Below are 22087 nucleotides of genomic sequence, written 5' to 3'. Positions count from 1 at the left end.
TTTTACTCCGCCGGCACGCCAATGCCGGACCGAAACAGGCTGCGCTCCACGGCGCGCTTCTCCGGGCGGTGACGGGTCAAGGCCAGGATGAAGCCGGCAGTGACGCAGATCGCCACCATGGACGAGCCACCATAGGAGATCAGCGGCAGGGTCATGCCCTTGGCCGGAAGCAGTTCGAGGTTCACGCCGATGTTGATCATCGACTGGATGCCGATCTGAAGCACCAGGCCGGCAACGGCGAACCGGTTGAAGTCGTTGCGTTCGCGGAAGGCATGGTTGAGGCCGCGCATCACCAGGAAGGCGAAGATCAGCACGATGACCATGCAGAAGACGATGCCGAATTCCTCGGCGGCAACGGAAAAGACGAAGTCGGTATGGCTGTCCGGGATGATGCGCTTGACGATGCCTTCGCCCGGGCCCCGGCCGAACCAGTCGCCGCGGATGATCGCCTCGCGGGCGGTATCCATCTGGAAGGTGTCGCCTTCGCCCGTCAGGAACTTGTCGATACGCGCGGCCACGTGCGGCAGCAACGTATAGGCGACGAAGAAGCCGCCAAGGGCCGCACCGCCAAGCAGGATGATCCAGAGCCAGGGCATGCCGGCCATGAAGAACATGCCGCCCCAGACGGCGGTGGTCAGGATCGTCTGGCCGAGGTCGGGCTGGGCGACAAGCAGGGCCGCGACGATGCCGAAGAGCAGGATGGCAAAGAGATTACCGGGGATTTCCGGCTGGCGCGCATGTTCGGAAAACAGCCAGGCACAGACGACGACGAAGGCCGGTTTCATGAACTCCGACGGCTGGATCGAAATCCCACCGAGCGAAATCCAGCGCATCGAGCCCTTCACCTCTTCGCCGATGAAGAGCACCAGCACCATCATGCCGAGCGAACCGGCAAGAAGCAGAATCGCCGCGCGCCGGACCTGGCGCGGCGAGAGGAAGGAAATCCCCACCATCACCACCAGCGACGGCAGAAGGAAGAGTGCGTGGCGCCGGACGAAGTGGAAGCTGTCGAGGCCGATACGCTCGGCAACCGCCGGGCTCGCCGCAAAGGACAGCATGAAGCCGACGCCCATCAACAGGATGAAGGTCGCCAGAAAGAACCTGTCGATCGTCCAGAACCAGTCGGCCACGGGGCCACGTTCGGCTCGGCTTACCATCTTGTCAGTCCCCTTCTCCGGCGCCCATCGCGCCCACGTCCGAAATCCCGCACCACCTTCCGCATCGACCGGCACGCATGCGCGCCGGCCGAGGGATCAAATCAGCATCGTCACGCCTTCGATCGCGCGCACATGTCCGACGAAGGCATCACCGCGTACCTCGAAGTTCTTATACTGGTCGAAGCTTGCGCAAGCCGGTGAGAGCATCACCGCCGAGCCGCCCGTCTCGTCCCTGCCGGCATCGGCCGCGGCATGCGCTACCGCCTGCTCCAGCGTGCCCGAGATCTCATAGGGAACCGCTTCGCCAAGCGTCGCGGCGAAAGCCGGTGCGGCCTCGCCGATCAGATAGGCCTTGGCGATCTTCGGGAAGAAGGGTGCAAGCGTCGTGATGCCCCCTTCCTTCGGCAGACCGCCGGCGATCCAGTAGATGCGGTCATAGCTCGAAAGCGCCGGCGCCGCCGCATCCGCATTGGTCGCCTTGCTGTCATTGACGAAGACCACCGTACCCTTGCGGCCGACCGGCTGCATGCGGTGCTTGAGACCGGGGAAGCTCTTCAGGCCTGCGTGGATTTCCGCCGCGCTGACGCCAACCGCAAGGCAGGCCGCGATGGCCGCGGCTGCGTTCTGGGCGTTGTGACCGCCGCGCAGCGTCTGGATGCCGTCGAGATCGACGAACAGGCCGGAAGTGCCACCTTCAGCCTTCAGGATGCGCGGGCCCTCGGCATAGAGGCCGCTTGCCAGCACATGGCGACGGGAGATCCGCACGGTCCTGGTGCCGGCGCGCTCGACGCGATCGGCGATCAGCGCCGAGAAGCTGTCGTCGACACCGACGATTGCCGTGCCGCTACCGGCGACCAGCCGTTCCTTGATGTCGGCGTAATGCTGCATCGTGCCGTGGCGATCGAGATGATCGGGTGTCAGGTTGAGCAGTATGCCTGCCGTCGGGTTCAGCGTCGGCGCCAGATCGATCTGGTAGGACGAGCACTCGACCACGTAGAAGCGCCCGGCCTTCGGAGGATCAAGCGTCAGCACCGCGGTGCCGATATTGCCGCCGAGCTGCGTGTCTCGGCCGCTTTCTTTGAGGATATGTGCGATCAGCGCCGTCGTCGTCGATTTGCCGTTGGTGCCGGTTATCGCGATGAAGGGGCAATCGGGCGCATGCGCCCGGCGTTCGCGCACGAAAAGTTCGACGTCGCCGATGATCTCGACACCAACCGCATGGGCAAGATCCACAGTCCAGTGCGGCTTGGGATGCGTAAGCGGCACGCCGGGCGAAAGCACGAAGGCGGCAAAGGCCGCCCAGTCGACGGTGCGCAGGTCCGCCGTCGGCACGCCTGCGGCCGAAGCCTTGGCGACGCTATCCGGGTTGTCGTCCCATGCGGTAACCTCGGCACCACCGGCGACGAGCGCCTGCGCGGTCGCAAGGCCCGAACCTCCGAGACCGAAGAGAGCGACTTTCCTGCCCTTGAAGGAAGTGACCGGGATCATCGTCCGCTCACCGCAGCTTGAGGGTGGAGAGGCCAACCATCGCCAGGATGACGGCGATGATCCAGAATCGGATCACGACCTGGCTCTCGGTCCAGCCCTTCTTTTCGAAGTGGTGGTGGATCGGCGCCATCAGGAAGACGCGGCGGCCGGTGCGCTTGAACCAGAAGACCTGGATGATGACCGACAGCGTCTCCATGACGAAGAGGCCGCCGATGATGATCATGACGATCTCGTGCTTGACGGCAACGGCTACGGTGCCAATCAGGCCGCCAAGCGCCAGCGACCCGGTGTCGCCCATGAAGATGGCGGCCGGCGGCGCATTGAACCAGAGGAAGCCGAGGCCGGCGCCGATGACAGCGCCGAGGATGACGGCAAGCTCGCCCGTGCCGGGCACGAAATGGATCTGCAGATAGTTGGCGAAGACGGCGTTACCAGCGAGATAGGCAATCAGGCCGAAGGCGGCAGCGGCGATCATCACAGGCACGATCGCAAGACCGTCGAGACCGTCGGTCAGGTTCACGGCATTGCCGGCGCCGACGATGACGAAGCCACCGAACAGCACGAAGAAATAGCCGAGATTGACGATCAGGTCCTTGAAGAAGGGGAAAGTGACGGAGGAGCCGAAAGTGGAGCCGGACGGACCGCCCGAAAGCGAGGCCTGCATCATGAAGAACACGGCGATCGCCGCGATCACGAATTCGATGCCGAGGCGTGCCTTGCCGGAAAAGCCCTTGTCCGACTGCTTCGTAACCTTGAGGTAATCATCGTAGAAGCCAATGGCGCCGAAGCCGAGCGTGACGAGCAGCGTCGAGACGACGTAGACGCTCGACAGATCGGCCCAGAGCAGCGACGAGACGACGATGCCGGCCAGGATCATCAGGCCGCCCATGGTCGGCGTGCCGGCCTTCTTGAAATGCGTCTGCGGCCCGTCGGCGCGGATCGGCTGGCCCTTGCCCTGGCGGATGCGCAGCGAGGCGATCATCGCGGGCCCAAAGAGGAAGACGATCATGGCCGACGTGAAGAGCGCCGCGCCGGTGCGGAACGTGATGTAGCGAAAAAGATTGAAAAACTGAAAGTGGTCCGCCAGTTCCACAAGCCAAATGAGCATAAGGGACCTTTCCCCAAAGGTTTCCTGCACAATGATGCAGCAGTTTAAAGTGTTACAGCGAAGCTTTCCCGCCCCGGGAGACGCGGCGCCGTAGTATTTCGAAACACGTCCAACAGAATCATCTGAAAAACGATACGCGCTTGCATGCGAAAGTGTTAGGGCGCGCCGCCTAACCTCAAACTGTATCCACCGCGCCATCATGGGCGGTTCCGCCGGCTTTTATTACGCCGGCTACCCCTCGGCCTCGGTTCCCTCGGCCCCGTATTCCTCGGCTTGCGTCTCCGGATAGCTCTCGATCAGCGCCTGCACGATCTTGGCGCAGCCGGTCCCCTTGGACGACTTGACCATGACAACGTCGCCCGGCGCGACAGCGGCCAGCGCATAGGCTTTGAGGTCCTCAACGCTCTCGCGATAGATCACCGAAACTTCGGGCGGAAGCGCGTCGCGCAGGTGCGCCATCAGCGGTCCGGCGAGCCAGACATCGGTGATACCGGCTTCGATGAGCGGACGGGCAAGGGCCGCATGCACCTCGGCCGCGTGTTCGCCCATTTCGAGCATGTCGCCGAGCACGGCGACACGACGGCCGCCGACCGGCGGCTCGCTGTCGCGCAGCAGCGAAATTGCCGCCCGCATCGAGCTCGGATTGGCGTTGTAACTCTCGTCGATCAGCTTCAGCGTACCGCCGCCGATCGAAAGCGTATGGCGCCGGCCCCTGCCCGTTTCGGCCTGCATGGTTGCGAGCGCCGAAGCCGCATAGTCGAGATCGCCGCCAGCAAGCTTCACCGCTGCCAGAACCGCAACGGCATTCTCGGCGATGTGGCGCCCGGGAGCACCGATCGCGACTTCCAACGTGCGACCGCCGATGCCGGCCCAGAGAATGGAACCCTCCGCACCGCCGCTGAATTCAACCAGCCGGAATTCGGCCTTCGGGTTGGCGCCGAAGGAATGGATGTGGCTGACGCCGGCAACTGCCGCGGCGTCTTCGAGCAGCTTGTACTGCGGGCTGTCGTGAATGATCAGCGCGTGGCCGCCATTGACGACGCCTTCGAAGATCTCGGCCTTGGCTTCGGCGATCTGGTCGAGGCTCTCGAAATTGCCAAGATGGGCGGCAGCGATGCTAGTGACGATGGCCACATGCGGGCGCACCATGGCGGTCAGCGGCCGGATCTCGCCCGGATGGTTCATGCCGATTTCGAAGACGCCGAAATCGGTTGCCTCGGGCATGCGCGCAAGCGTCAGCGGCACACCCCAGTGATTGTTGAAGGAGGCGACCGACACATGCACGCGGCCCTGCGGCTGAAGCACGTGGCGCAGCATCTCCTTGGTGGTCGTCTTGCCGACCGAACCGGTGACGGCGATGATCTTGGCGGCACTGCGGTCGCGCGCCGCACAGCCGAGCCGGATCATCGCTTCGAGCACGTCGTCGACGACGATCATCGGCGCATTCAGCCGTCCGAGCGCCGGCAGCTTGCCTTCGCTGACGACCAGCACCGCGGCGCCATTGGCGAGCGCGATCCCCGCATAGTCGTGGCCATCCACGCGATCACCCTTGATCGCGAAGAAGGCTTCGCCCTTGCCGATCGAGCGGCTGTCGATGGAGATCCCCGAGATGCCTTCAGGCAGATTGCCGACCGGCCGGCCATTCATGGCGGCCAGGAGATCGCTGCTTGTCCAGAGCCAGTTCAAATCACAAGCCTCCCAATGCCTTGCGGACCTCCGCGTGATCCGAGAAGGGCAACGTGACGGAGCCGATCGTCTGCCCCTCCTCGTGCCCCTTGCCGGCGACGATCAGCGTGTCGCCGGTCTTCAGCATGCCGACCGCCGTGCGGATCGCCGTGGCGCGGTCGCCGATTTCGATGGCGCCCCTGGCCGCCGCCATGATTTCGGCGCGGATCACATCGGGCACTTCCGAGCGCGGATTGTCGTCGGTCACGATCGTCACGTCGGCAAGCCGGGTGGCGATCTCGCCCATGATCGGGCGCTTACCCTTGTCGCGGTCGCCGCCGCAGCCGAACACCACGACGACGCGGCCGGTCGTGAACGGCCGCACCGAGGCGAGCACGTTTTCCAGCGCATCCGGCTTGTGGGCGTAATCGACATAGGCGAGCGCGCCGTCCCTGGTCTGGCCGACCAGTTCAAGACGACCGGAGGCCCCCTGCAGCTTTTCAAGCGCGGAGAAGGCCGCCTTGGCGCTGATGCCGGTGGACATGGCAAGGCCGGCCGCCACGAGCGCATTGGCCACCTGGAAGTCGCCGGCAAGCGGAATGTGGATCTCGAAGATGTCGTCGCCGACATGCACTTCGGCCGACTGCTTGTGGCGGAAGTGCTCGACCCGCTTCAGCGAAATGTAATCGCCCTTGCGGCCGACCGTCCGCACGTCGAGCTTGGCCTTGCGGGCAGCGGCGATGGCCTGGTCCGACCACTGGTCGTCGGCAAAAATCACCGCGGGCGCGCCCTTCGGCAACAGCGCCTCGAACAGCCGCATCTTGGAGGCCATGTAGTGCTCCACCGTCGGGTGGTAGTCCATGTGATCGCGGCCGAGATTGGTGAAGGCGGCAGCCGACAGGCGCACGCCGTCGAGCCGGCTCTGGTCGAGGCCGTGGCTGGAGGCCTCCATCGCCGCATGGGTGACGCCGGCATCGGCAAGTTCGGCGAGCAGCTTGTGCAGCGACACCGGATCGGGCGTCGTCAGCGAGCCGTAATCGTTACGCCCGGGTGCGACGACGCCGGTCGTGCCGATCATCGCGGCTGCAAGACCGGAATGCGCCCAGACCTGGCGGGTGAAGGAGGCGACCGAGGTCTTGCCAGCGGTGCCGGTGACGGCGACCATGGTTTCCGGCTGGCGGCCATAGAAGGCAGCGGCAGCGCGGGCGAGAAAGGCGCGAGGTTCGGAAAGCTTCAGGACCGGCGCTGCCGAAGTGTCGACGTCCGAGCCAGCTTCGGTGACGACGGCGACCGCGCCGCGCTTCAGGGCATCGGCGACATAGGCGCTGCCATTGGCCTTGCTGCCGGAAACGGCGACGAAGAGATCCCCTGGCTGAACCTGCCGGCTATCGGCCGTCAGTCCGGCAACGTCGATATCGGCGGCAGCGCCGCTCAGTTGCGCCGAAAGTTCCGGGAAGCTCGATCCCGCCAGGTCTTTGATCTTCATGAACGCACGTCTCGCATCGATTTCGATCCGCAAGAATCGCGAATCGTCCGCTTTCTCATTTCATGTCTAATAAGACACAAGCAAGGCAGAACCGTCTTCTCCAAACTTTGGTTCGACACCGAGCAGCGGCGCAGAGCGGCTGATGATGTCGCGAACCATGGGAGCCGCGTTCGAGCCTGCGGTGCGCCCGCCACCCTCGCCGGTCTTCGGCGCGTCGATGAAGGTCAGCACGATGTATTTCGGGTTGTCGATCGGGAAGGCCGCGAGGAAGGCGTTGAAGTTCTGGTCGCTGGCATAGCGGCCGTTGACCACCTTGTCGGCCGTGCCGGTCTTGCCGCCGACGTTGAAGCCCGGCACCAGTGCGCGCTTGCCGGAGCCTGCAATGCCGTTCCAGCGAAGCAGGAAGCGCATGTCGTCGCTGGTGCTCTTTTTGACCACCGGTGTGGAGACGGCGTCGGCCTGCTCCTCGGTGCGCGGCAGGAAGGTCGGTTCGATCAGCTTGCCGCCGTTGACGAGTGCGGCACCCGCGACCGCCGTCTGCAGCGGCGTCGTCGAGACGCCGTGACCGAAGGAGATGGTGACCGAGTTGATCTTCTTCCATTCGCGCGGCTGCGTCGGGGATTTCACTTCCGGCAGTTCGGTCGGCAGCTTCGAAAGCAGGCCGAGGCGCGTCAGGAATTCCTTGTGGCCGGGAATGCCGACGAGATCGGCAATCTTCGCGGTGCCGATGTTCGACGAATACTGGAAGATTTCCGGAACAGTCAGCACGCGGCGCTTGCCGTGGAAGTCCTTGATGGTGAAGCCGCCGATACGGATCGGCGCCGAGGCGTCAAAGCTGTCGTTGAGCGTCACCTTGCCGGAATCGAGGCCCATGGCGATGGTGAAGGTCTTGAAGGTGGAGCCCATTTCGAACGTGCCGTTCGACATGCGGTTCATCCAGCCCTCTTCCGCCCCTTCGGCCGGTTTGTTCGGGTCGTAGTCGGGAACGGACGCCATTGCCAGCACTTCGCCGGTATGCACGTCGAGCACGACGGCGCCGGCGGCGAGCGCCTGGTAGTTCTTCATGCCGGCGTCGATGACGTCGCGCACGATGTTCTGCACGCGCACGTCGATCGAAAGCTTCACCGGCTCGAGCTTGGCGTCGCTGGTCATGCCGATCGCGGCAAGGTCGGCCAGCCCCTGGCTGTCGATGTAGCGCTCCATGCCGGCAACGCCGCGGTTGTCGATGTTGACGTGGCCGAGGATATGCGCGGCGGTGTGGCCGCCGGGATAGAAGCGGCGCTTTTCCGGGCGGAAACCGACGCCGGGAATGCCGAGCGCCAGGATCTCCGACTGCTGCTTCGGGGTCAGCTGCCGGCGCAGCCACTGGAAGCGCGATTTCGACTTGAGCTTGTTGTAGATTTCGCGGGCGTTGATGTCGGGCAGCACCGTCGACAGCCGCTCGACCGCTTCGTCGGCATCGACGATCTTGTGCGGCTCGGCATAGAGCGAGACGGTGCGGATGTCGGTCGCGAGGATCTCGCCGTTGCGGTCGAGAATGTCGGGGCGCGACGCCATCAGGTTGTCGGCCCGGCCGATGCTGGAAACGGTTTCGGGTGCCGCCATGCCGTATTGCACCAGGCGGCCGCCGATGACGGCATAGACGATGCCGAAGCTGGCGATCACGATGGCGACGCGGTTCTTCGCCTGGTTCGTGGTCTTCTTGCGCGTCCCCTGGAAGGTGACGTTGACGCCGCTTTCAGCCGGTCGGTTGTTGCCGCCCGCCGAGAAGTGCGCCTTGCTTTTCAACACCATGATGCGGGAGAGAAACGACATCAGCGCGCCACCGAGCCAGTTGCGATCTTATCGGTCTTTTCGATGATGGCGGCGATGCCATCCTTGGCCGACTTGTCCTCGGGCACGGGCAGATCGGCCTTCAGCATCGGCAGTTCCTGCGGCTGGGCGAGCTGTGTCGAGGGGGTCGGCACGAGCTGCAGGTCGGCTCCGAAGGCACCGACGAGGCGCTCCAGGCGGTTCGGTTGGGTCAGAAGCGCCCAGTCGGCCCGCAGCAGGTCGATCGTGTCTTCCTCGAGCTTGATCGCCACGTCGAGCTTGCGGACTTCCTCAAGCTTGTTTTCAGCGCGGTGCTTGATCGTATAGGTCACCGTGGCCGCGGCCGTCATGACGACGATCAGAACGATATCGAACGTTCGAAGCATGTCTTGTCAGCCCCCCAGCCGTGCAAGGCTTGCCAGTTCCGGCAGATTGAAAATGGACAGATCGTTTCCCGGCGACGCAGCTTGCGTGCGGATACCGGCGCGAAGCTTGGCAGAGCGGGCGCGCGGATTGAGGGACGCTTCTTCCTCGCTGGCTGCCACCATAGGCTTGCCAACTGGCGTGAAGGTTGCGGCACGCGCGGACACCATCGGCAGGTGACGCGAGCCGCTGGCCTTGCCGGAGCGGTCCTGGAAGAAGGCCTTGACGATGCGGTCTTCGAGCGAATGGAAGGTGACGACGACAAGACGGCCGCCGGGCTTCAGCGCTCGCTCGGCCGCAAACAGCGCCTCTGCCAGTTCGCCGAGCTCGTCGTTGACGAAGATGCGCAGCGCCTGGAAGACGCGGGTGGCGGGGTGGATCTTGTCCTTGGCCTTGCGCGGCGTCACCACCTCGATCAGGCCGGCAAGATCGCGGGTCGTTTCGAAGGGCTGTTCGGCCCGGCGCTTCTCGATTGCACGCGCGATGCGGCCGGCCTGCTTCTCTTCACCGAGAAAGCCGAAGATGCGGATGAGATCAGAGACCTTGGCGCGATTGACGACATCGGCCGCCGAAACGCCCGAAGCCGACATGCGCATGTCGAGCGGCCCCTTCTTCTGGAAGGAGAAGCCGCGCTCGGCCTCGTCGATCTGCATGGAGGAAACGCCGATGTCGAGCACGACGCCATCGAGCCCGCCTTCGGGCGCATGGGCAGCAAGATCGGAGAACTGTGCATGAACGAGCTTCAGCCGGCCGGCCCACTCGGCGACCTGCGCCTGCCCTGCGGCAATCGCCGTCGGGTCGCGATCGAGCGCGATCACGTCGGCACCGGCCTTGAGGATTGCGGAGCTGTAGCCACCGGCACCGAAAGTGCCATCAAGGATGACCTTGCCGGGCGCGGGCTCGAGAGCCGCAAGCACCTCGGGCAAGAGAACGGGAATGTGACGAACCGGTCCGCCTTCGGCTTCAGAAACACCTCCGCCTTGATCCGTCACCATTCCCTCTCTCCATTCTATTCTGGACGCAACCCCCGTGACTTGCGCCCTTCCCGGGCCGCCGCCTGCGCCTTTTGAAAGGCCTGCGGCTCCCAGAGCTGAAAATAATCGCCCCGCCCGACGAACATCACGTCGGTCGAGATGCCGGTGAAGTCGCGGATAAAATCCGTCATCATCAACCGGCCTTCCGGATCGAGCTTCACAAAGACGCCACCCCCGTGAACCAGCAGCGACATCTCGTTGGCTTCCGGAGAAAATGGATCCTCGGCCGCCATCTGCCTCTCGAACCGATCCAGGAGCTCCGGCCCGCCGACGCTGATCGCCGGAAAGACGAAATCCTGAAAACAGTATAGCTCCCGAACGCCCCCATCCGACAGCACGGAGCGAAACGCCGAGGGAACAGAGACCCGCCCCTTCGCATCGATCCGATTGGCGGCATGTGACAAGAAGCGGTTCATAACGCGAAACGGCCGCCCAAGACTGACGGGCCACGATCATCGACCCGCGAGAACACGTCACTCTGCACGCAAGACCGCCCCGCCGAACAGTGGAATGTCCGACCACCCTCCGAAGCCGGAAGGCATTGGAATCTTGCGATTTTGGGCCGCGAAGCAGCCCCTGCGCAGTGCCATTATGGGATATCATGGGACCATATGGGCGTCAATGGGAATGGATCACAAACAGCCGTCGGGCTGATCAAATATTGATAGGTTGTTAAGTTTAACGAAGGGTTACGAAGAGACCCCACCGTACGGGAATGCGACGGTCGAACGGCTTCAAATCGTTGAAAAATCAGAATGTGAGAAAAAGCGCAGACACACCGTTATGCAGAGGCCCTTTCGTGTCATCGCAAGAGAAGAATGCGCGGCGGCAACGACAAAACCGCCTAAACCGGCACCGCTGTCGGTCGCAAAAATGGCATGCGGATCAGCCCGATTTGCAAGGCGCGATCCGCACGCGCTGAACCGTGCGGCCCGCCCACAGAGAAAGAGAGAGAGAGAGAGAGAGAGAGAGAGAGAGAAATCGCCAGTTGGCCTGTAAGCCGGGTTCTGTATGGCCCCGCCACCCGAAGGCAACGGAACGTGGCAGCCATTCATCTGGGACTACGTTTGCACGCAGCCTCTTGCAACCCACCCGGATGACTGGCCCGGAAACAGGCTGGGCGCTTGCGCGTCCGCGTCATCCCTATTCGGTCTTGCTCCCGGTGGGGTTTGCCGTGCCGTCCATGTCGCCATGTCCGCGGTGGGCTCTTACCCCACCCTTTCACCCTTACTCCGCAAGCGGAGCGGTTTGCTTTCTGTGGCACTTTCCCTGAGGTCACCCTCGCCGGACGTTATCCGGCACCGTGCTTCCGTGGAGCCCGGACTTTCCTCCCCCCGCGGCCTTTCGGCACTTGCGGAGAGCGGCTGCCCGGCCAACTGGCAGGCGCTCCTTAACGCAAGCCCCCGCCCGGCGCCAGAAAAAACGGCAGTGTTTTTCAAGCTGCCAACAGGGCAGATCGGTCGAGACCGGGTGGATGCCGCCGCACCTAGCGAAAGGCGACCGCGAAGTCGGCGTCGTATTCGGGCTCATCGATCCGGCCATTTTGCACAAGGACAGCGCCGAGCCTGCCGATCTCGTCGGAGCTTTTTGCCGCCTGGCCGTTGCCGCCGGTGACGACGGCGATGCGGTCGCCCTCGGCAAAGCCGATATAGGGCAGCCCGTCGCGGGTAAACGAGGTGACACAGGGTGAAAAGCGGGTGGAGACCGGCCGGAAGTCAGGCATCACCTCGGCCAGCAGCCGACGCAGATGCTCGGCCGCTGCCGCACCGCCCGGCCCGCGGAACCAGTGCCGTATCGCCGGCTCGTCACCCAGGATCCTGTCGGTCGGATCGCCGCCGATCTTGATATAGGTCCTGCGGTCGGCATAGCCGACCGGCGGCAGCAGGTAGTAGCTCTTCTCCTGCTCGGGCGCTGCACCGATCAGCGAGGGCATGCCCTCGAAGTCAGGCAGCTCGCTCGTCGCCACCTCCGCGAACAGCACCGTGCGAGCCTTGACCGTCAAGTCGATCGGCCGCGGCAGCAGTTTGTCGGACAGGGAAAATCCGCCGGCCGCAACGATGACCCGGCCCGCTTCCAGGCGCATGCCCGAGACCGTCGTGACGACAACGCGATCGTCCGCTTCAGAGACGGCGCCGACCTCGTCGCGCACGATCCGTGCGCCGGCCTTCTCGGCACAGATGACCTGCGCCGCAACGAGCGCGCGTGGATTGATGTAGCCGGCGCCAAGGCGCTCATAAACGCCGGCCGTGCCCTCGGGAAAACGGAACCAGGGAAAGCGCCGCGACAGCGCCTCGCTGTCATAGAGCGGCGCTTCGACGCCGAGCGCATCCCGCGCCTTTTCCACCTGCTCGATATAGTCGTAGCTCGAGCCCGGCGCTGGCCCCGCCATCAGGCAGCCGACCTCGTGATAAAACCGGATGCCGCTTTCGCGTTCGATCTCGTCGTAGCGCTCGATCGAGCGACGGGCGAGACGCGCCCAGACGGGGTCGTCGTCGATCGTGCGGGTGATGCGGGCATTGTCGTAGTGGCTGGAAAAGACGCCGGAATGACTGGCCCAGTCGGTCGGCTCGTCAGGACCGACGAGCGCGACGCCAGCACCCGAGAGCGCCAGGTGCCGGGCAGCCGCAGCGCCCATCATGCCCTTGCCGACGACAATGAAATCAAAGCTTTCCGACATGCTCATCCCCGCTCCGCTGACACGGAAGGAGGTAGCATATCGGTGCTGATAGGGCACCACCACTCAAGGATTTAATTGGTGCGCCGGAACGCGAGACCTGTCCGGCTGGAGCATCCGCCATTGCCGCATGGCCGGCGGACGATGCTCTCTCGTCGCGTGGGCAAATGGATCACCCACGCCTGTCAGGGACTAGAGCATTCCGCCCTCAGGTGGAAACACCGAGGCGGCCAGATGCTCTAGAATAGGGATGTCAAAGCGCCCCTCGTGCGTTCGCTGGAACCCACGGCGTTCTAGTCGATGATGTCCTGGACCTTGCCGCAATAGCGCTTGGAAACCGGGTTCATGCGCTTGGCGCCATGGCCGGCATTGTACTTGAGGATCGTGCCGCAGGTGGTGCCGCCCGAAAGTTCATGCGCCATGGCGAGATACTTCATGCCGAACTTGATGTTGGTTTCCGGGTCGTAGAGACCCTTGGAGGAGCCCGAATAGCCCATCATGCGCGCCGTGGCGGGCTTGATCTGCATCAGGCCGATCTCGCCGGCGCTGCCGCGTGCCTTCGGATTGAAGTTGCTTTCGACCTTGACGACCGCATGCGCCAGATCGACGGGAACGCCGTACTGCTTCGCATAGCTCTTGATCAGGGCCGTATACTGAACGTTCTTCGGAAGGTCCGGTTTCGGGAAGCCTGTGGTCCGGGTGACGGTCGGGATGGAAGAGGTCTTGATGGTCTTGTCGACATTCCCCGCATACGACGTACCCATCCCGGCGAAGAACATGCCAAGGCATGCCGCCACCGCAGCAACAGACGATATTCTCATGTAGTTTGAATTCTCCGGTCTGGGGATTGGACCGAAGCGCACCCCGCTTCGAGCCTCACGTCCCGATCGTTTCATTCACAGGACGTGAGCGTTGCGCCCCGAAGTTCCTGCAGTTTCAATGAGCGGGAAATGAACGGCGCATCATGGTAAACATGTGGCAAAGCTAAAAAAACATGCCACGAACATCCGGAAAACAGGCTTCGGGACGAAAAATTCTTCCGCGTCAGGCGATAAATTGCGGCAGCCCGGAAAGCAGGCGATGGAGCGTATCGAGGGTTGAGATGTCGGCGATGCCGTCTACCCTCTGTTGCCGGAAATGCCTTTGGAACGCGGCGACGGCGCCCTCGGTTTTTTCGCAGAAATCACCAGTCACTTCAATGCCGTAGCCATAGAGCGACAGCATCGACTGGATGGCCTCTACCGGCTGACCGCGGTCGCCGCGCTGAAAGAAGCGCCCGCCGCCGATCGGAGCCGGCTCAACCCAATGCCCGACCCCTTCACGGTGAAGAACATGCCAAGGAAATTTTTCTCCCGGATCAACCTTGCGAATGGGGGCGATATCGCTGTGCGCCAGCACCCTTTCCGGGGCGATCGACCACCGCTGGCCACAGTCCCGACACAATTCGACGACCGCATCGATCTGCTTCTTCGGGAAATCCGGCAACCCGCCGGGGTGGCCCGGGTTGGCGATCTCAATACCGATCGAACAGGAGTTGATGTCGGTCTCGCCCTTCCAGTAGCTCTTGCCCGCGTGCCAGGCACGCAGCGTCTCAGGCACGAGCTGGTCGACGCGTCCGTCCTCATGAACGAAATAATGGCTGGAAACCTGGCTCTCTTCGCGACAAAGCCATTCGAGCGCCGAAGCGCCCGTTGCCATGCCGGTGTAGTGCAGCACGATCATATCCGGTGCCCGCCTGTCGGCGCGGTCGCCAAAATTGGGCGACGGCATGAAGCGAGCCCCCGGATAGTCGCAGTATTTCGAAGTCATGCAGCTCGGCGTTCTTTCTCGATCGCCTCATAGGCGGCGTTCAGCGCCGCCATGCGATCATTGGCGATCGCGTGGAATTCTTGCGGTACGCCGCGCGCCACCAGCATATCCGGGTGGTTTTCGGAAACCAGCACACGGTAGCGCTTGCGGATGTCGGCGAAATCATCCTTACGCGAAACGCCGAGCACCTGATAGGGGTCGCGACCGTCTCCGTGCACATGGCGGGCCATGATGAGCTCGAAATGCGCCTCGTCCATGCCGAAGATCTCGGCGACCCGCACCAGGAACGCCAGTTCGCGCTCATGAACTGCACCGTCGGACTTGGCGATGTGGAACAGGCCGTCGACGATATCCTCGAGGATCGGGCAGTTTTCTTCGCAGGACGAACACAGCGACGCCATCTTCTCCGCATAGGCCTCGTAGCCGGCGACGTCCTGGCGCGCCAGATTATAGAGACGCGCGACGTTCTGCGCCTGGTCGGGCGGGAACTGGAAGATGTCGCGGAAGGCGGCGACCTCGGCCTCGCTGACGATGCCGTCGGCCTTGGCCATCTTGGCCGAAAGCGCGATCATCGCGACGGAGAAGGCAACCTTGCGCCGTGTCTCCGGGTCGCCCTCAAACAGGGTACGCACGGCCTCGACCACACCGGCAAGCGCATTGCCGGTGGCGGTAACGATTTTGAGGAGGCTGTCCCAGAATGACATGCGAGAATCCCTGTCTCTCCAGCGTATAGCATGGACTTGTGTGGTGGCAAATTGCAAGCGGTGGGATGGTCCGAACCACGAGGATGACGAATTTGTGATGGCACCTCACTATTGTCAATCCATCGATTGGAACTTGCGACAGCTGGTAGACGGAAAGCTGTTCCCTTGGGAACAACCTAGCGATCCGAAGCGGCGAATTTATGCCGAAAAACACGCCAAATGCACCGGCCGCGAAGGCCGCGCCGCCCGATTGCGCTCCTCCGGCTGCGACAATCGGCGCGACACCGAGCCCGCCCCGCGTTTCCGACGGCGCCCAGCAGCCGTTCTCGCGCAGCCTCGACACAACATCCACAGGCCCGTCATTTAAATTCCATCTGATTTGCGCTATGGAGGCCGCACCCATCGCATGCCAAAGTCCCGAGGAGGAAACATGGCCAAGAAAAAAGTCGCAATGCTGACGGCCGGCGGGCTCGCGCCCTGTCTGTCATCGGCCGTTGGAGGACTGATCGAGCGCTATACGGACGTAGCACCCGAATATGAGCTGGTCGCATATCGCTCGGGCTACCAGGGCGTACTCCTTGGAGACCAGATCGAAATTACGCGCGACATGCGCGAAAAGGCCCATATCCTGCATCGCCATGGCGGCTCGCCGATCGGCAACAGCCGCGTCAAGCTCACCAACGCCGCCGACTGCGTCAAGCGCGGCCTGGTCAAGGAAGGCGAAAACCCGCTGCGTGTCGCAGCCGAGCGCCTTGCCAAGGACGGCATTTCGATCCTGCACACCATCGGCGGCGACGACACCAACACGACCGCTGCCGACCTTGCCGCCTATCTCGGCGCCAACGGCTACGACCTGACCGTGGTCGGCCTGCCGAAAACCGTCGACAACGACGTCGTTCCGATCCGCCAGACGCTCGGCGCCTGGACGGCTGCCGAATACGGCGCCCGCTTCTTCGACAATGTCAGCAACGAACAGAGTGCCGCCCCGCGCACGCTCGTCGTCCATGAAGTCATGGGCCGCCATAGCGGCTGGCTGACGGCAGCCACCGCCCGCTCCTATATCCAGATGACCGACGACAAGGAATTCGTCGACGGCTTCATGATGAACCGCCAGATGAAGAACATCGACGGCCTCTATCTGCCGGAGATGAAGTTCGACCTGCAGGGCGAAGCCGATCGCCTGCGCAAGGTTATGGACCGCACCGGCTTCGTGACGCTGTTCGTCAGTGAAGGCGCCTGCCTCGACGCCATCGTCGCCGAGCGGGAAGCAGCCGGCGAGACCATCAAGCGCGACGCCTTCGGCCACGTGAAGATCGACACGATCAATGTCGGCAACTGGTTCTCCAAGCAGTTCGCAGCCCTTCTCGGCGCCGAACGCTCGATGGTGCAGAAATCTGGCTACTACGCCCGCTCGGCCCCGGCCAACGGTGACGACCTGCGCCTGATCCAGGGCATGGTCGACCTTGCCGTCGAAAGCGCCCTCAACAAGGTCTCGGGCGTCACCGGTCACGACGAAGACCTGGGCGGCAAGCTGCGCACCATCGAATTCCCGCGCATCAAGGGCGGCAAGCAGTTCGATACCTCCACCAAGTGGTTCGGCGAGGTGATGGATGTCATCGGCCAGAAGTGGAAGGCCCAGAAGCACTGACCGACACTTGCCGGCGGGTGGATATGCCACCCGCCGACAACGCTTGATTAGACGTTGACGGCTCCGCGTTTCCGTGGCTGGCTCGGCGAATTGATTGCCGAACACCACCTTTAGCGCGGAGCTTTTTCATGTCGTTCGAACACTGGTTTGCCTTTGCCGCGGCCTCGGCCGTGCTGCTCGCCATCCCCGGCCCCACCATTCTCCTCGTCATTTCCTACGCGCTCGGCCATGGCCGCAAGACGGCGGGCGCGACGGTCGCCGGCGTGGCGCTCGGCGATTTCACCGCCATGACCGCCTCCATGCTCGGCCTCGGCGCCCTGCTTGCCACCTCTGCCGCCATCTTCACCGTCTTGAAATGGGTGGGCGCTGCCTATCTTATCTGGCTCGGCATCAAGCTCTGGCGCGCGCCGGTGGCCGCCGGCGGCGACGCCGACCTCGATACCACGTCGACGGAACGCCCGCTTCGCATCTTCTTTCATACCTATGCGGTGACTGCGCTCAACCCGAAGAGCATCGTCTTCTTCGTCGCCTTCCTGCCGCAGTTCCTCGATCTCAGCCAGCCGCTCTTTACCCAGATGGCGATTTTCGAGCTGACGTTCCTCACGCTCGCGATCCTCAATGCCAGCCTCTATGCAGCCCTTGCGACCGCCGCCCGCAGCACGATTTCCAAGCCGAATGTGCGGCGGATCGTCAACCGCGCCGGCGGCTCCATGCTGATCGGCGCCGGGCTTTTGACGGCCACGATGAAGCGGGCCACGGCCTGAAATTCGACCCCACGCTTGCCGCCGCCAGCCTCATAGGTTAATGGAGATTCACGCTTGGCGGCTGGCAACCGCTGATTTGCAGGGGCTACGGGGCCCAGAAGCACGAAAGTGACAGAATGGCGAATTACCGTATTTCCCTTTCCAAACAGACGTTTGGCGTGGCAGCTTTGTTGTCGGCGACCATCGTCTCGGGATGCTCAACGGTAGAGCACACGTCGCTGGCAGACCTCACGGCCGTGCAGACGGTTACGCCCCTCGCAAAGCCCGGCACCGAAATGACCGCCTATGCATTGCCGACGCCCGACGGCGCCGCCACCGCAACGAGCGCGGCCTTGACGGCTCAGACCGCTGGCGTCGCCGCCACCTATCCGGTCGCGACCGATCTGGCACAGGGTGCGGAAGCAGCACCGGCACTGGTCGCGGTCCCCGCGGCCAAGCCGGGCGACACCATGGCGCTTGCCATGGTTGCCCCGACGACGCAGACCGGCGCCAGCGCGGCGATTGCCGCAGCGGAGGCCCCCTCGCCCGCCGACTCCACTCAGGTGGCATCCGCCGCCCTCTCGCCGGCGGCAACCAAGACCGCTCGCGTCCAGGATCTGCCGGTCTCGACGCTCGCAGTTGCAGCAGCAATGGAATCGGACTTCGACACCGGCGAACCGGTCGGCCTCGAAACTCTGGTCGCCAACCGCATGATCGTTCCGACCGAGCGCCCGAAGACCGGCGTCATCGGCTCGACGGTGGCCGCAGTCGCCAACGTCATCCCGGATTCGATGAAGTTCACCAAGACGCCGACGAGCTCGCGTCCCGAACTCGACAAGATGATCAAGTACTATGCCGATCTCAACGGCATTCCGGTGGAACTGGTGCACCGCGTCGTCAAGCGCGAGAGCAACTACAATCCGCGCGCCTACAGCAAGGGCAATTACGGCCTGATGCAGATCCGCTACAACACCGCCAAGGGTCTCGGCTATGACGGTCCGGCGGAAGGTCTGTTCGACGCCGAAACCAACCTCAAATACGCGACCAAGTATCTGCACGGCGCCTGGATGGTGGCCGACAACCAGCATGACAGCGCAGTAAAGCTCTATGCCAGCGGCTATTACTATCACGCCAAGCGCAAGGGCCTGCTCGAAGAACTCGGCATGAAGTAAGCCGGCCACCCGGCTGGCCCGAAGCGAAGCTGCTTCTCGACGGCTCTGGAATATCCTTACGAGGCGCTCAATCGAGCGCCTCTATTATTTTGGCGTTGAGTGTCTGCACGTCATAGCCGAGCCGCGAAGGCGTAAGCCCCAGCCGCACGACCGCCAGCTTCAGCGAAGGCACCAGCATGATCGCCTGGCCGTCATGCCCGAGCATCCAGAAGGCATCTGCCGGGAAACTGCCCGTTCCCGCCCGCGCGCCGTTTTCCTCCAGCCATACCTGGCCCTGGCCGTATTTGCCGCCCGACGCCTTGGTCGGCGTGCGCATGAAGGCGACATAGTCCTTCGGCAGCATCGCCCTCCCCTTCCAGACACCGTCCTGCAGCAGGAGCTGCGCGAACCGCGCCCAGTCCTGCGTCGTCGCATACATGTAGGAGGAACCGACGAAGGTGCCGCTCTCGTCCGTCTCCAGGACGGCGCTCGTCATGCCGAGCGGCGCAAACAAAGCGTCATAGGGAAAGGCAAGCGCTGCCGTCGGATCGTCGAAGGTGCGCATCCAGATCCGCGACAGCAGCGTGCTGGTGCCGCTGGAATAGCTGAAGTTCGTGCCGGGCTTTGCACCCAACGTCCGCGTCGCGGCAAAACCCGCCATGTCCCTTTCCAGATAGAGCATGCGCGTCACGTCGGTGACGGCGCCATAATTCTCGTTAAAGGCAAGCCCGCTCTGCATCCCCATCAGGTCCGCAAGCGTGATGCCCGCCCGCTCGTCCCCGGCCCATTCCGGCAGCAAGTCGCCCTGCGACACGTCCATGCGCCCTTCTGCAATCCTGAGGCCAATCAGCGCCGCCGTCACCGATTTGGTCATCGACCAGCCGAGCAACGGCGTCGAACGGTCGAAACCCTGGCCATAGGTTTCCGCCACCAGTTGGCCGTCGTGGATCACGGCGATCGCCCGCATGCCCGGCCCGGCGAGGTCAGCGTCCTCGACGAGCTTCTGCAAGGTCGGCTCGATCACGGCCCCCTCGCCTTCGGGCCAGGCCACACCCGGCACGGGCGCCGCTGCGGCGGTTTTCGTTTCGATTGGTGCCAGAGCCGCGGCATCGCCGTCCGGCAGGCTGGCGCAGCCGGCACCCGGACGATAGGCCGCGTAACCGGGTGCGGCAAAACCGAGGATGCGTGCCGTCACCAGCTGTTTCTCTTTGTCGACACCGACGCGCACCAGCTTGAGCAACGGGTGGCCGGGGGCCTGCACGTCGTCGGCGAGCACAGCCTGGGCATCGCGCCCGGCGATGAAGACGTTGGAACAGACGATTTTTGCCGCATAGCCGTCGCCGACCTTCAGCAGTTGCGGCGGCGCCAGCGCAAGCCAACCGAACAGACCGACGACGATCAGCGCCAGCACGGCACCCGAAATCTTCAACAAGCGTCCCATGCGATCCTCCGGCCTGATGCGCAAAGAGAACCAGCATTTTGCTGCAAGGGAAAGCCCCGGCCGCCTCAACTTTTCATATTGGAAAAACGCACAAGCAGTCGAAAAAAGTGCAGCGCTTCGAGCTCTCGCTCACGCACTCGCAGAGAGGCGCGCCTCTCCCGCTTCGCCGTCGCCGACGAGCACCGACACGTCGGCCATAACAGGCGAAACCCAGGGACCGCGGATCTCGGCAGCGCCACAGGCCCGCGCGCAATCCGCCTCGCTCTCCTTCTCGACACCGCTGACGGCGATCGAAAGCCGCAGCACCTGTCCGGTCTTGATCAGGCAGGCGAGCAACGCCACGCTGCGTTCGCTGCCATGTGCGGCCCGCACGGCGGCGAGATCGACGGTCACCTGGTCGGGCTGCACCTCCGAGATCTGGTTCAGGGGCAGCGACGAGGCGGAGCCGCCGCCAAGCGCGACGCGAACGCCGAGCGCGCGCAGCCCCCGCAAGTTTTCGGTGACGATGACGAGATCGTCCGTCGAGACGCCCTCGGCGACCTCGATCGTCAGGCGTTCCGGCGAAAGGCCAGCATCCGAAAGGCACCGCTCCACCTGCGTGACGAAATCGCGGTCGCGCAGTTGCGAGACGAAGGGCGCAATCGTCAGCCCTTTCGGGAAAGACCAGCCGGCCGCCTGCCTGCAGGCGGACTGAAGCGCCCAGGCGGCAAGCGCCAGCGTAGTCGCGCTCTGCTCCGGCGGCTCGAACGTTTCCGCGCCGATGACGCCGAGATGCGGATGCCGCCAGCGCAGCAGCGCCTGGAACCCACCGATGGAGCCGCTTTCGATGCCGAGGATCGGCAGGAATGCGAGAAAGAACTCCTCTGCCTCGAAACCGCGCGTAAGATCGCGCTCGGCTTCCGCCCGCTGCCGCACGGCATGGCTCAGGGTTTCCGAGTGGAAGGCATGACTGTTGCCGCTGATCGCCTTGGCTTCGTAAAGCGCCAGGTCCGCCCTTTTCAACACGTCGGATGTCGATTTGTCCGACCGCTCGATGAAGGCGATGCCGATGCTGCAGCCTGAAGCGATGCGCGTTTCCCCGAGATCGAACGGCGCTTCGAACAGCTTTTCCACCCGCGTTGCGAGCATTTCCGCATCGGCCTGAGACGGCGCGCACGCGGCCGCAAGCACGAACTCGTCACCGCCGAGGCGGTAGACCGTCGCCTCGCCGGCAAAGGCACGCCTGAGCCGGGCGCCGAACAGAGCCAGCAACCGGTCGCCGGCGTCATGTCCCAGCGTGTCGTTGATCACCTTGAAGCGATCGAGATCGAGAAGAAGCAAGGCGTTGCGCGCAAACGCGGCACCTTCTGCGCTGAGTGCCTGGCTGATATCGGCCTCGAGCGCAGCGCGGTTTGCAAGCCCAGTCAGCTTGTCGCGATGGACTTCGTTGCGCAGGCGACGCTCGGCGCGCCGCGCGGCACGCAGCTCCAGCTCAAGCCGGCGCGAGTAGCGCCAGCGATAGAAGGAGCCGCCGAGGATGAAAGGCATGGCGCCGGCCGCCATAACGGCAGGGACGTCCCAATGCGGCGCCATCTGGTCGGGAAGAGCGGTTCCGCTGGCAAGCCACGCCACAGAAACCAGAGCCCCCAATGCCGCGCCGGCAGCCGCAAATCGCTGCTCGGGCTTCGGCAGAAACGTACCTAACATCATGTCGACGCCCCCCGTATGTAAGGCGGTGCTAGCACGTCAGGGTTTAATGAATTCT

At 63.7% G+C, this 22087-nt stretch carries 18 protein-coding genes and 1 other RNA gene; 3 read left to right on the top strand and 16 right to left on the bottom strand.

Annotation, left to right across the window (positions count from 1 at the left end; translation table 11 throughout):
* Window positions 1–2: 2 nt before the first annotated feature.
* From ftsW to OVA00_RS25695, 14 genes are all read right to left on the bottom strand, one after another.
* The gene (ftsW, locus tag OVA00_RS25760) at window positions 3–1157 is read right to left on the bottom strand and encodes a putative lipid II flippase FtsW (protein WP_034792447.1); all 1155 of its coding nucleotides are present in this window, start codon (window positions 1155–1157) and stop codon (window positions 3–5) included.
* A gap of 96 nt (window positions 1158–1253) precedes the next feature.
* Entirely contained in the window at window positions 1254–2645 is a 1392-nt protein-coding gene (gene murD, locus OVA00_RS25755) for a UDP-N-acetylmuramoyl-L-alanine--D-glutamate ligase (RefSeq protein WP_268089839.1), read from the bottom strand.
* 7 nt (window positions 2646–2652) lie between these two features.
* Entirely contained in the window at window positions 2653–3753 is a 1101-nt protein-coding gene (mraY, locus tag OVA00_RS25750; RefSeq protein WP_034792441.1) for a phospho-N-acetylmuramoyl-pentapeptide-transferase, read from the bottom strand.
* A gap of 231 nt (window positions 3754–3984) precedes the next feature.
* A complete protein-coding gene (locus tag OVA00_RS25745) occupies window positions 3985–5439 on the bottom strand; it encodes a UDP-N-acetylmuramoylalanyl-D-glutamyl-2,6-diaminopimelate--D-alanyl-D-alanine ligase (RefSeq protein WP_268089838.1) in 1455 nt (484 codons plus the stop codon).
* Window position 5440: 1 nt separating this feature from the next.
* Window positions 5441–6904, bottom strand: coding sequence for a UDP-N-acetylmuramoyl-L-alanyl-D-glutamate--2,6-diaminopimelate ligase (locus OVA00_RS25740; protein ID WP_060528867.1), 1464 nt, complete (start codon window positions 6902–6904; stop codon window positions 5441–5443).
* 66 nt (window positions 6905–6970) lie between these two features.
* The gene (locus OVA00_RS25735; protein ID WP_060582686.1) at window positions 6971–8719 is read right to left on the bottom strand and encodes a peptidoglycan D,D-transpeptidase FtsI family protein; all 1749 of its coding nucleotides are present in this window, start codon (window positions 8717–8719) and stop codon (window positions 6971–6973) included.
* Window positions 8719–9102, bottom strand: a complete 384-nt coding sequence (gene ftsL, locus OVA00_RS25730) for a cell division protein FtsL (protein WP_034792423.1) — start codon at window positions 9100–9102, stop codon at window positions 8719–8721. Before ftsL ends, OVA00_RS25735 begins: the two co-directional genes overlap by 1 nt.
* 6 nt (window positions 9103–9108) lie before the next feature.
* Window positions 9109–10134: a 16S rRNA (cytosine(1402)-N(4))-methyltransferase RsmH gene (gene rsmH, locus OVA00_RS25725; RefSeq protein WP_034792418.1), complete on the bottom strand. Its 1026-nt coding sequence runs from the start codon at window positions 10132–10134 to the stop codon at window positions 9109–9111.
* Between the two features lie 14 nt (window positions 10135–10148).
* The gene (gene mraZ, locus OVA00_RS25720; protein ID WP_060582685.1) at window positions 10149–10589 is read right to left on the bottom strand and encodes a division/cell wall cluster transcriptional repressor MraZ; all 441 of its coding nucleotides are present in this window, start codon (window positions 10587–10589) and stop codon (window positions 10149–10151) included.
* A 564-nt stretch (window positions 10590–11153) separates the two neighbouring features.
* An RNA gene (rnpB, locus tag OVA00_RS25715) (RNase P RNA component class A) lies at window positions 11154–11553 on the bottom strand.
* Between the two features lie 106 nt (window positions 11554–11659).
* A complete protein-coding gene (locus OVA00_RS25710; protein ID WP_268089837.1) occupies window positions 11660–12850 on the bottom strand; it encodes an NAD(P)/FAD-dependent oxidoreductase in 1191 nt (396 codons plus the stop codon).
* 290 nt (window positions 12851–13140) lie between these two features.
* On the bottom strand, window positions 13141–13668 hold the full coding sequence (locus OVA00_RS25705) for a lytic transglycosylase domain-containing protein (RefSeq protein ID WP_060582684.1): 528 nt from the start codon (window positions 13666–13668) through the stop codon (window positions 13141–13143).
* Between the two features lie 223 nt (window positions 13669–13891).
* On the bottom strand, window positions 13892–14656 hold the full coding sequence (locus tag OVA00_RS25700; protein ID WP_034792393.1) for an N-acetylmuramoyl-L-alanine amidase: 765 nt from the start codon (window positions 14654–14656) through the stop codon (window positions 13892–13894).
* Complete coding sequence (locus OVA00_RS25695; RefSeq protein WP_034792391.1) at window positions 14653–15360, bottom strand: J domain-containing protein; 708 nt, start codon at window positions 15358–15360, stop codon at window positions 14653–14655. Before OVA00_RS25695 ends, OVA00_RS25700 begins: the two co-directional genes overlap by 4 nt.
* Before the next feature lie 430 nt (window positions 15361–15790).
* Here OVA00_RS25695 and OVA00_RS25690 point away from each other — a divergent pair, with 430 nt between their 5' ends.
* The 3 genes from OVA00_RS25690 (at window position 15791) to OVA00_RS25680 (ending at window position 18923) form a co-directional block, all read left to right on the top strand.
* Window positions 15791–17008, top strand: a complete 1218-nt coding sequence (locus tag OVA00_RS25690) for a pyrophosphate--fructose-6-phosphate 1-phosphotransferase (protein WP_113504181.1) — start codon at window positions 15791–15793, stop codon at window positions 17006–17008.
* Between the two features lie 128 nt (window positions 17009–17136).
* A complete protein-coding gene (locus OVA00_RS25685) occupies window positions 17137–17772 on the top strand; it encodes a LysE family translocator (protein WP_113504182.1) in 636 nt (211 codons plus the stop codon).
* A gap of 116 nt (window positions 17773–17888) precedes the next feature.
* Window positions 17889–18923, top strand: a complete 1035-nt coding sequence (locus OVA00_RS25680) for a lytic transglycosylase domain-containing protein (RefSeq protein ID WP_034792386.1) — start codon at window positions 17889–17891, stop codon at window positions 18921–18923.
* Window positions 18924–18990: 67 nt separating this feature from the next.
* Here the strand turns inward: OVA00_RS25680 and OVA00_RS25675 are convergent, their stop codons facing one another.
* The gene (locus OVA00_RS25675; RefSeq protein WP_034792383.1) at window positions 18991–20343 is read right to left on the bottom strand and encodes a serine hydrolase domain-containing protein; all 1353 of its coding nucleotides are present in this window, start codon (window positions 20341–20343) and stop codon (window positions 18991–18993) included.
* A 129-nt stretch (window positions 20344–20472) separates the two neighbouring features.
* Window positions 20473–22032 carry an EAL domain-containing protein gene (locus tag OVA00_RS25670; RefSeq protein WP_268089836.1) on the bottom strand — a complete coding sequence of 520 codons (1560 nt, stop codon included), beginning with the start codon at window positions 22030–22032 and terminating at the stop codon, window positions 20473–20475.
* Window positions 22033–22087: the final 55 nt, after the last annotated feature.

Source organism: Ensifer sp. SL37 (assembly GCF_026672675.1).
Taxonomy (GTDB): domain Bacteria; phylum Pseudomonadota; class Alphaproteobacteria; order Rhizobiales; family Rhizobiaceae; genus Ensifer; species Ensifer adhaerens.
This window is presented reverse-complemented; position numbering and strand designations above follow the sequence as displayed.

Coding starts and splice junctions, on each gene's coding strand:
- murD (WP_268089839.1), bottom strand. CDS start 2,645: ATGATCCCGGTCACTTCCTTCAAGGGCAGGAAAGTCGCTCTCTTCGGT.
- OVA00_RS25670 (WP_268089836.1), bottom strand. CDS start 22,032: ATGATGTTAGGTACGTTTCTGCCGAAGCCCGAGCAGCGATTTGCGGCT.
- OVA00_RS25690 (WP_113504181.1), top strand. CDS start 15,791: ATGGCCAAGAAAAAAGTCGCAATGCTGACGGCCGGCGGGCTCGCGCCC.
- OVA00_RS25735 (WP_060582686.1), bottom strand. CDS start 8,719: ATGTCGTTTCTCTCCCGCATCATGGTGTTGAAAAGCAAGGCGCACTTC.
- mraY (WP_034792441.1), bottom strand. CDS start 3,753: ATGCTCATTTGGCTTGTGGAACTGGCGGACCACTTTCAGTTTTTCAAT.
- OVA00_RS25710 (WP_268089837.1), bottom strand. CDS start 12,850: ATGTCGGAAAGCTTTGATTTCATTGTCGTCGGCAAGGGCATGATGGGC.
- rsmH (WP_034792418.1), bottom strand. CDS start 10,134: ATGGTGACGGATCAAGGCGGAGGTGTTTCTGAAGCCGAAGGCGGACCG.
- OVA00_RS25675 (WP_034792383.1), bottom strand. CDS start 20,343: ATGGGACGCTTGTTGAAGATTTCGGGTGCCGTGCTGGCGCTGATCGTC.
- OVA00_RS25740 (WP_060528867.1), bottom strand. CDS start 6,904: ATGAAGATCAAAGACCTGGCGGGATCGAGCTTCCCGGAACTTTCGGCG.
- OVA00_RS25685 (WP_113504182.1), top strand. CDS start 17,137: ATGTCGTTCGAACACTGGTTTGCCTTTGCCGCGGCCTCGGCCGTGCTG.
- OVA00_RS25700 (WP_034792393.1), bottom strand. CDS start 14,656: ATGACTTCGAAATACTGCGACTATCCGGGGGCTCGCTTCATGCCGTCG.
- OVA00_RS25680 (WP_034792386.1), top strand. CDS start 17,889: ATGGCGAATTACCGTATTTCCCTTTCCAAACAGACGTTTGGCGTGGCA.
- ftsL (WP_034792423.1), bottom strand. CDS start 9,102: ATGCTTCGAACGTTCGATATCGTTCTGATCGTCGTCATGACGGCCGCG.
- OVA00_RS25705 (WP_060582684.1), bottom strand. CDS start 13,668: ATGAGAATATCGTCTGTTGCTGCGGTGGCGGCATGCCTTGGCATGTTC.
- OVA00_RS25695 (WP_034792391.1), bottom strand. CDS start 15,360: ATGTCATTCTGGGACAGCCTCCTCAAAATCGTTACCGCCACCGGCAAT.
- mraZ (WP_060582685.1), bottom strand. CDS start 10,589: ATGAACCGCTTCTTGTCACATGCCGCCAATCGGATCGATGCGAAGGGG.
- ftsW (WP_034792447.1), bottom strand. CDS start 1,157: ATGGTAAGCCGAGCCGAACGTGGCCCCGTGGCCGACTGGTTCTGGACG.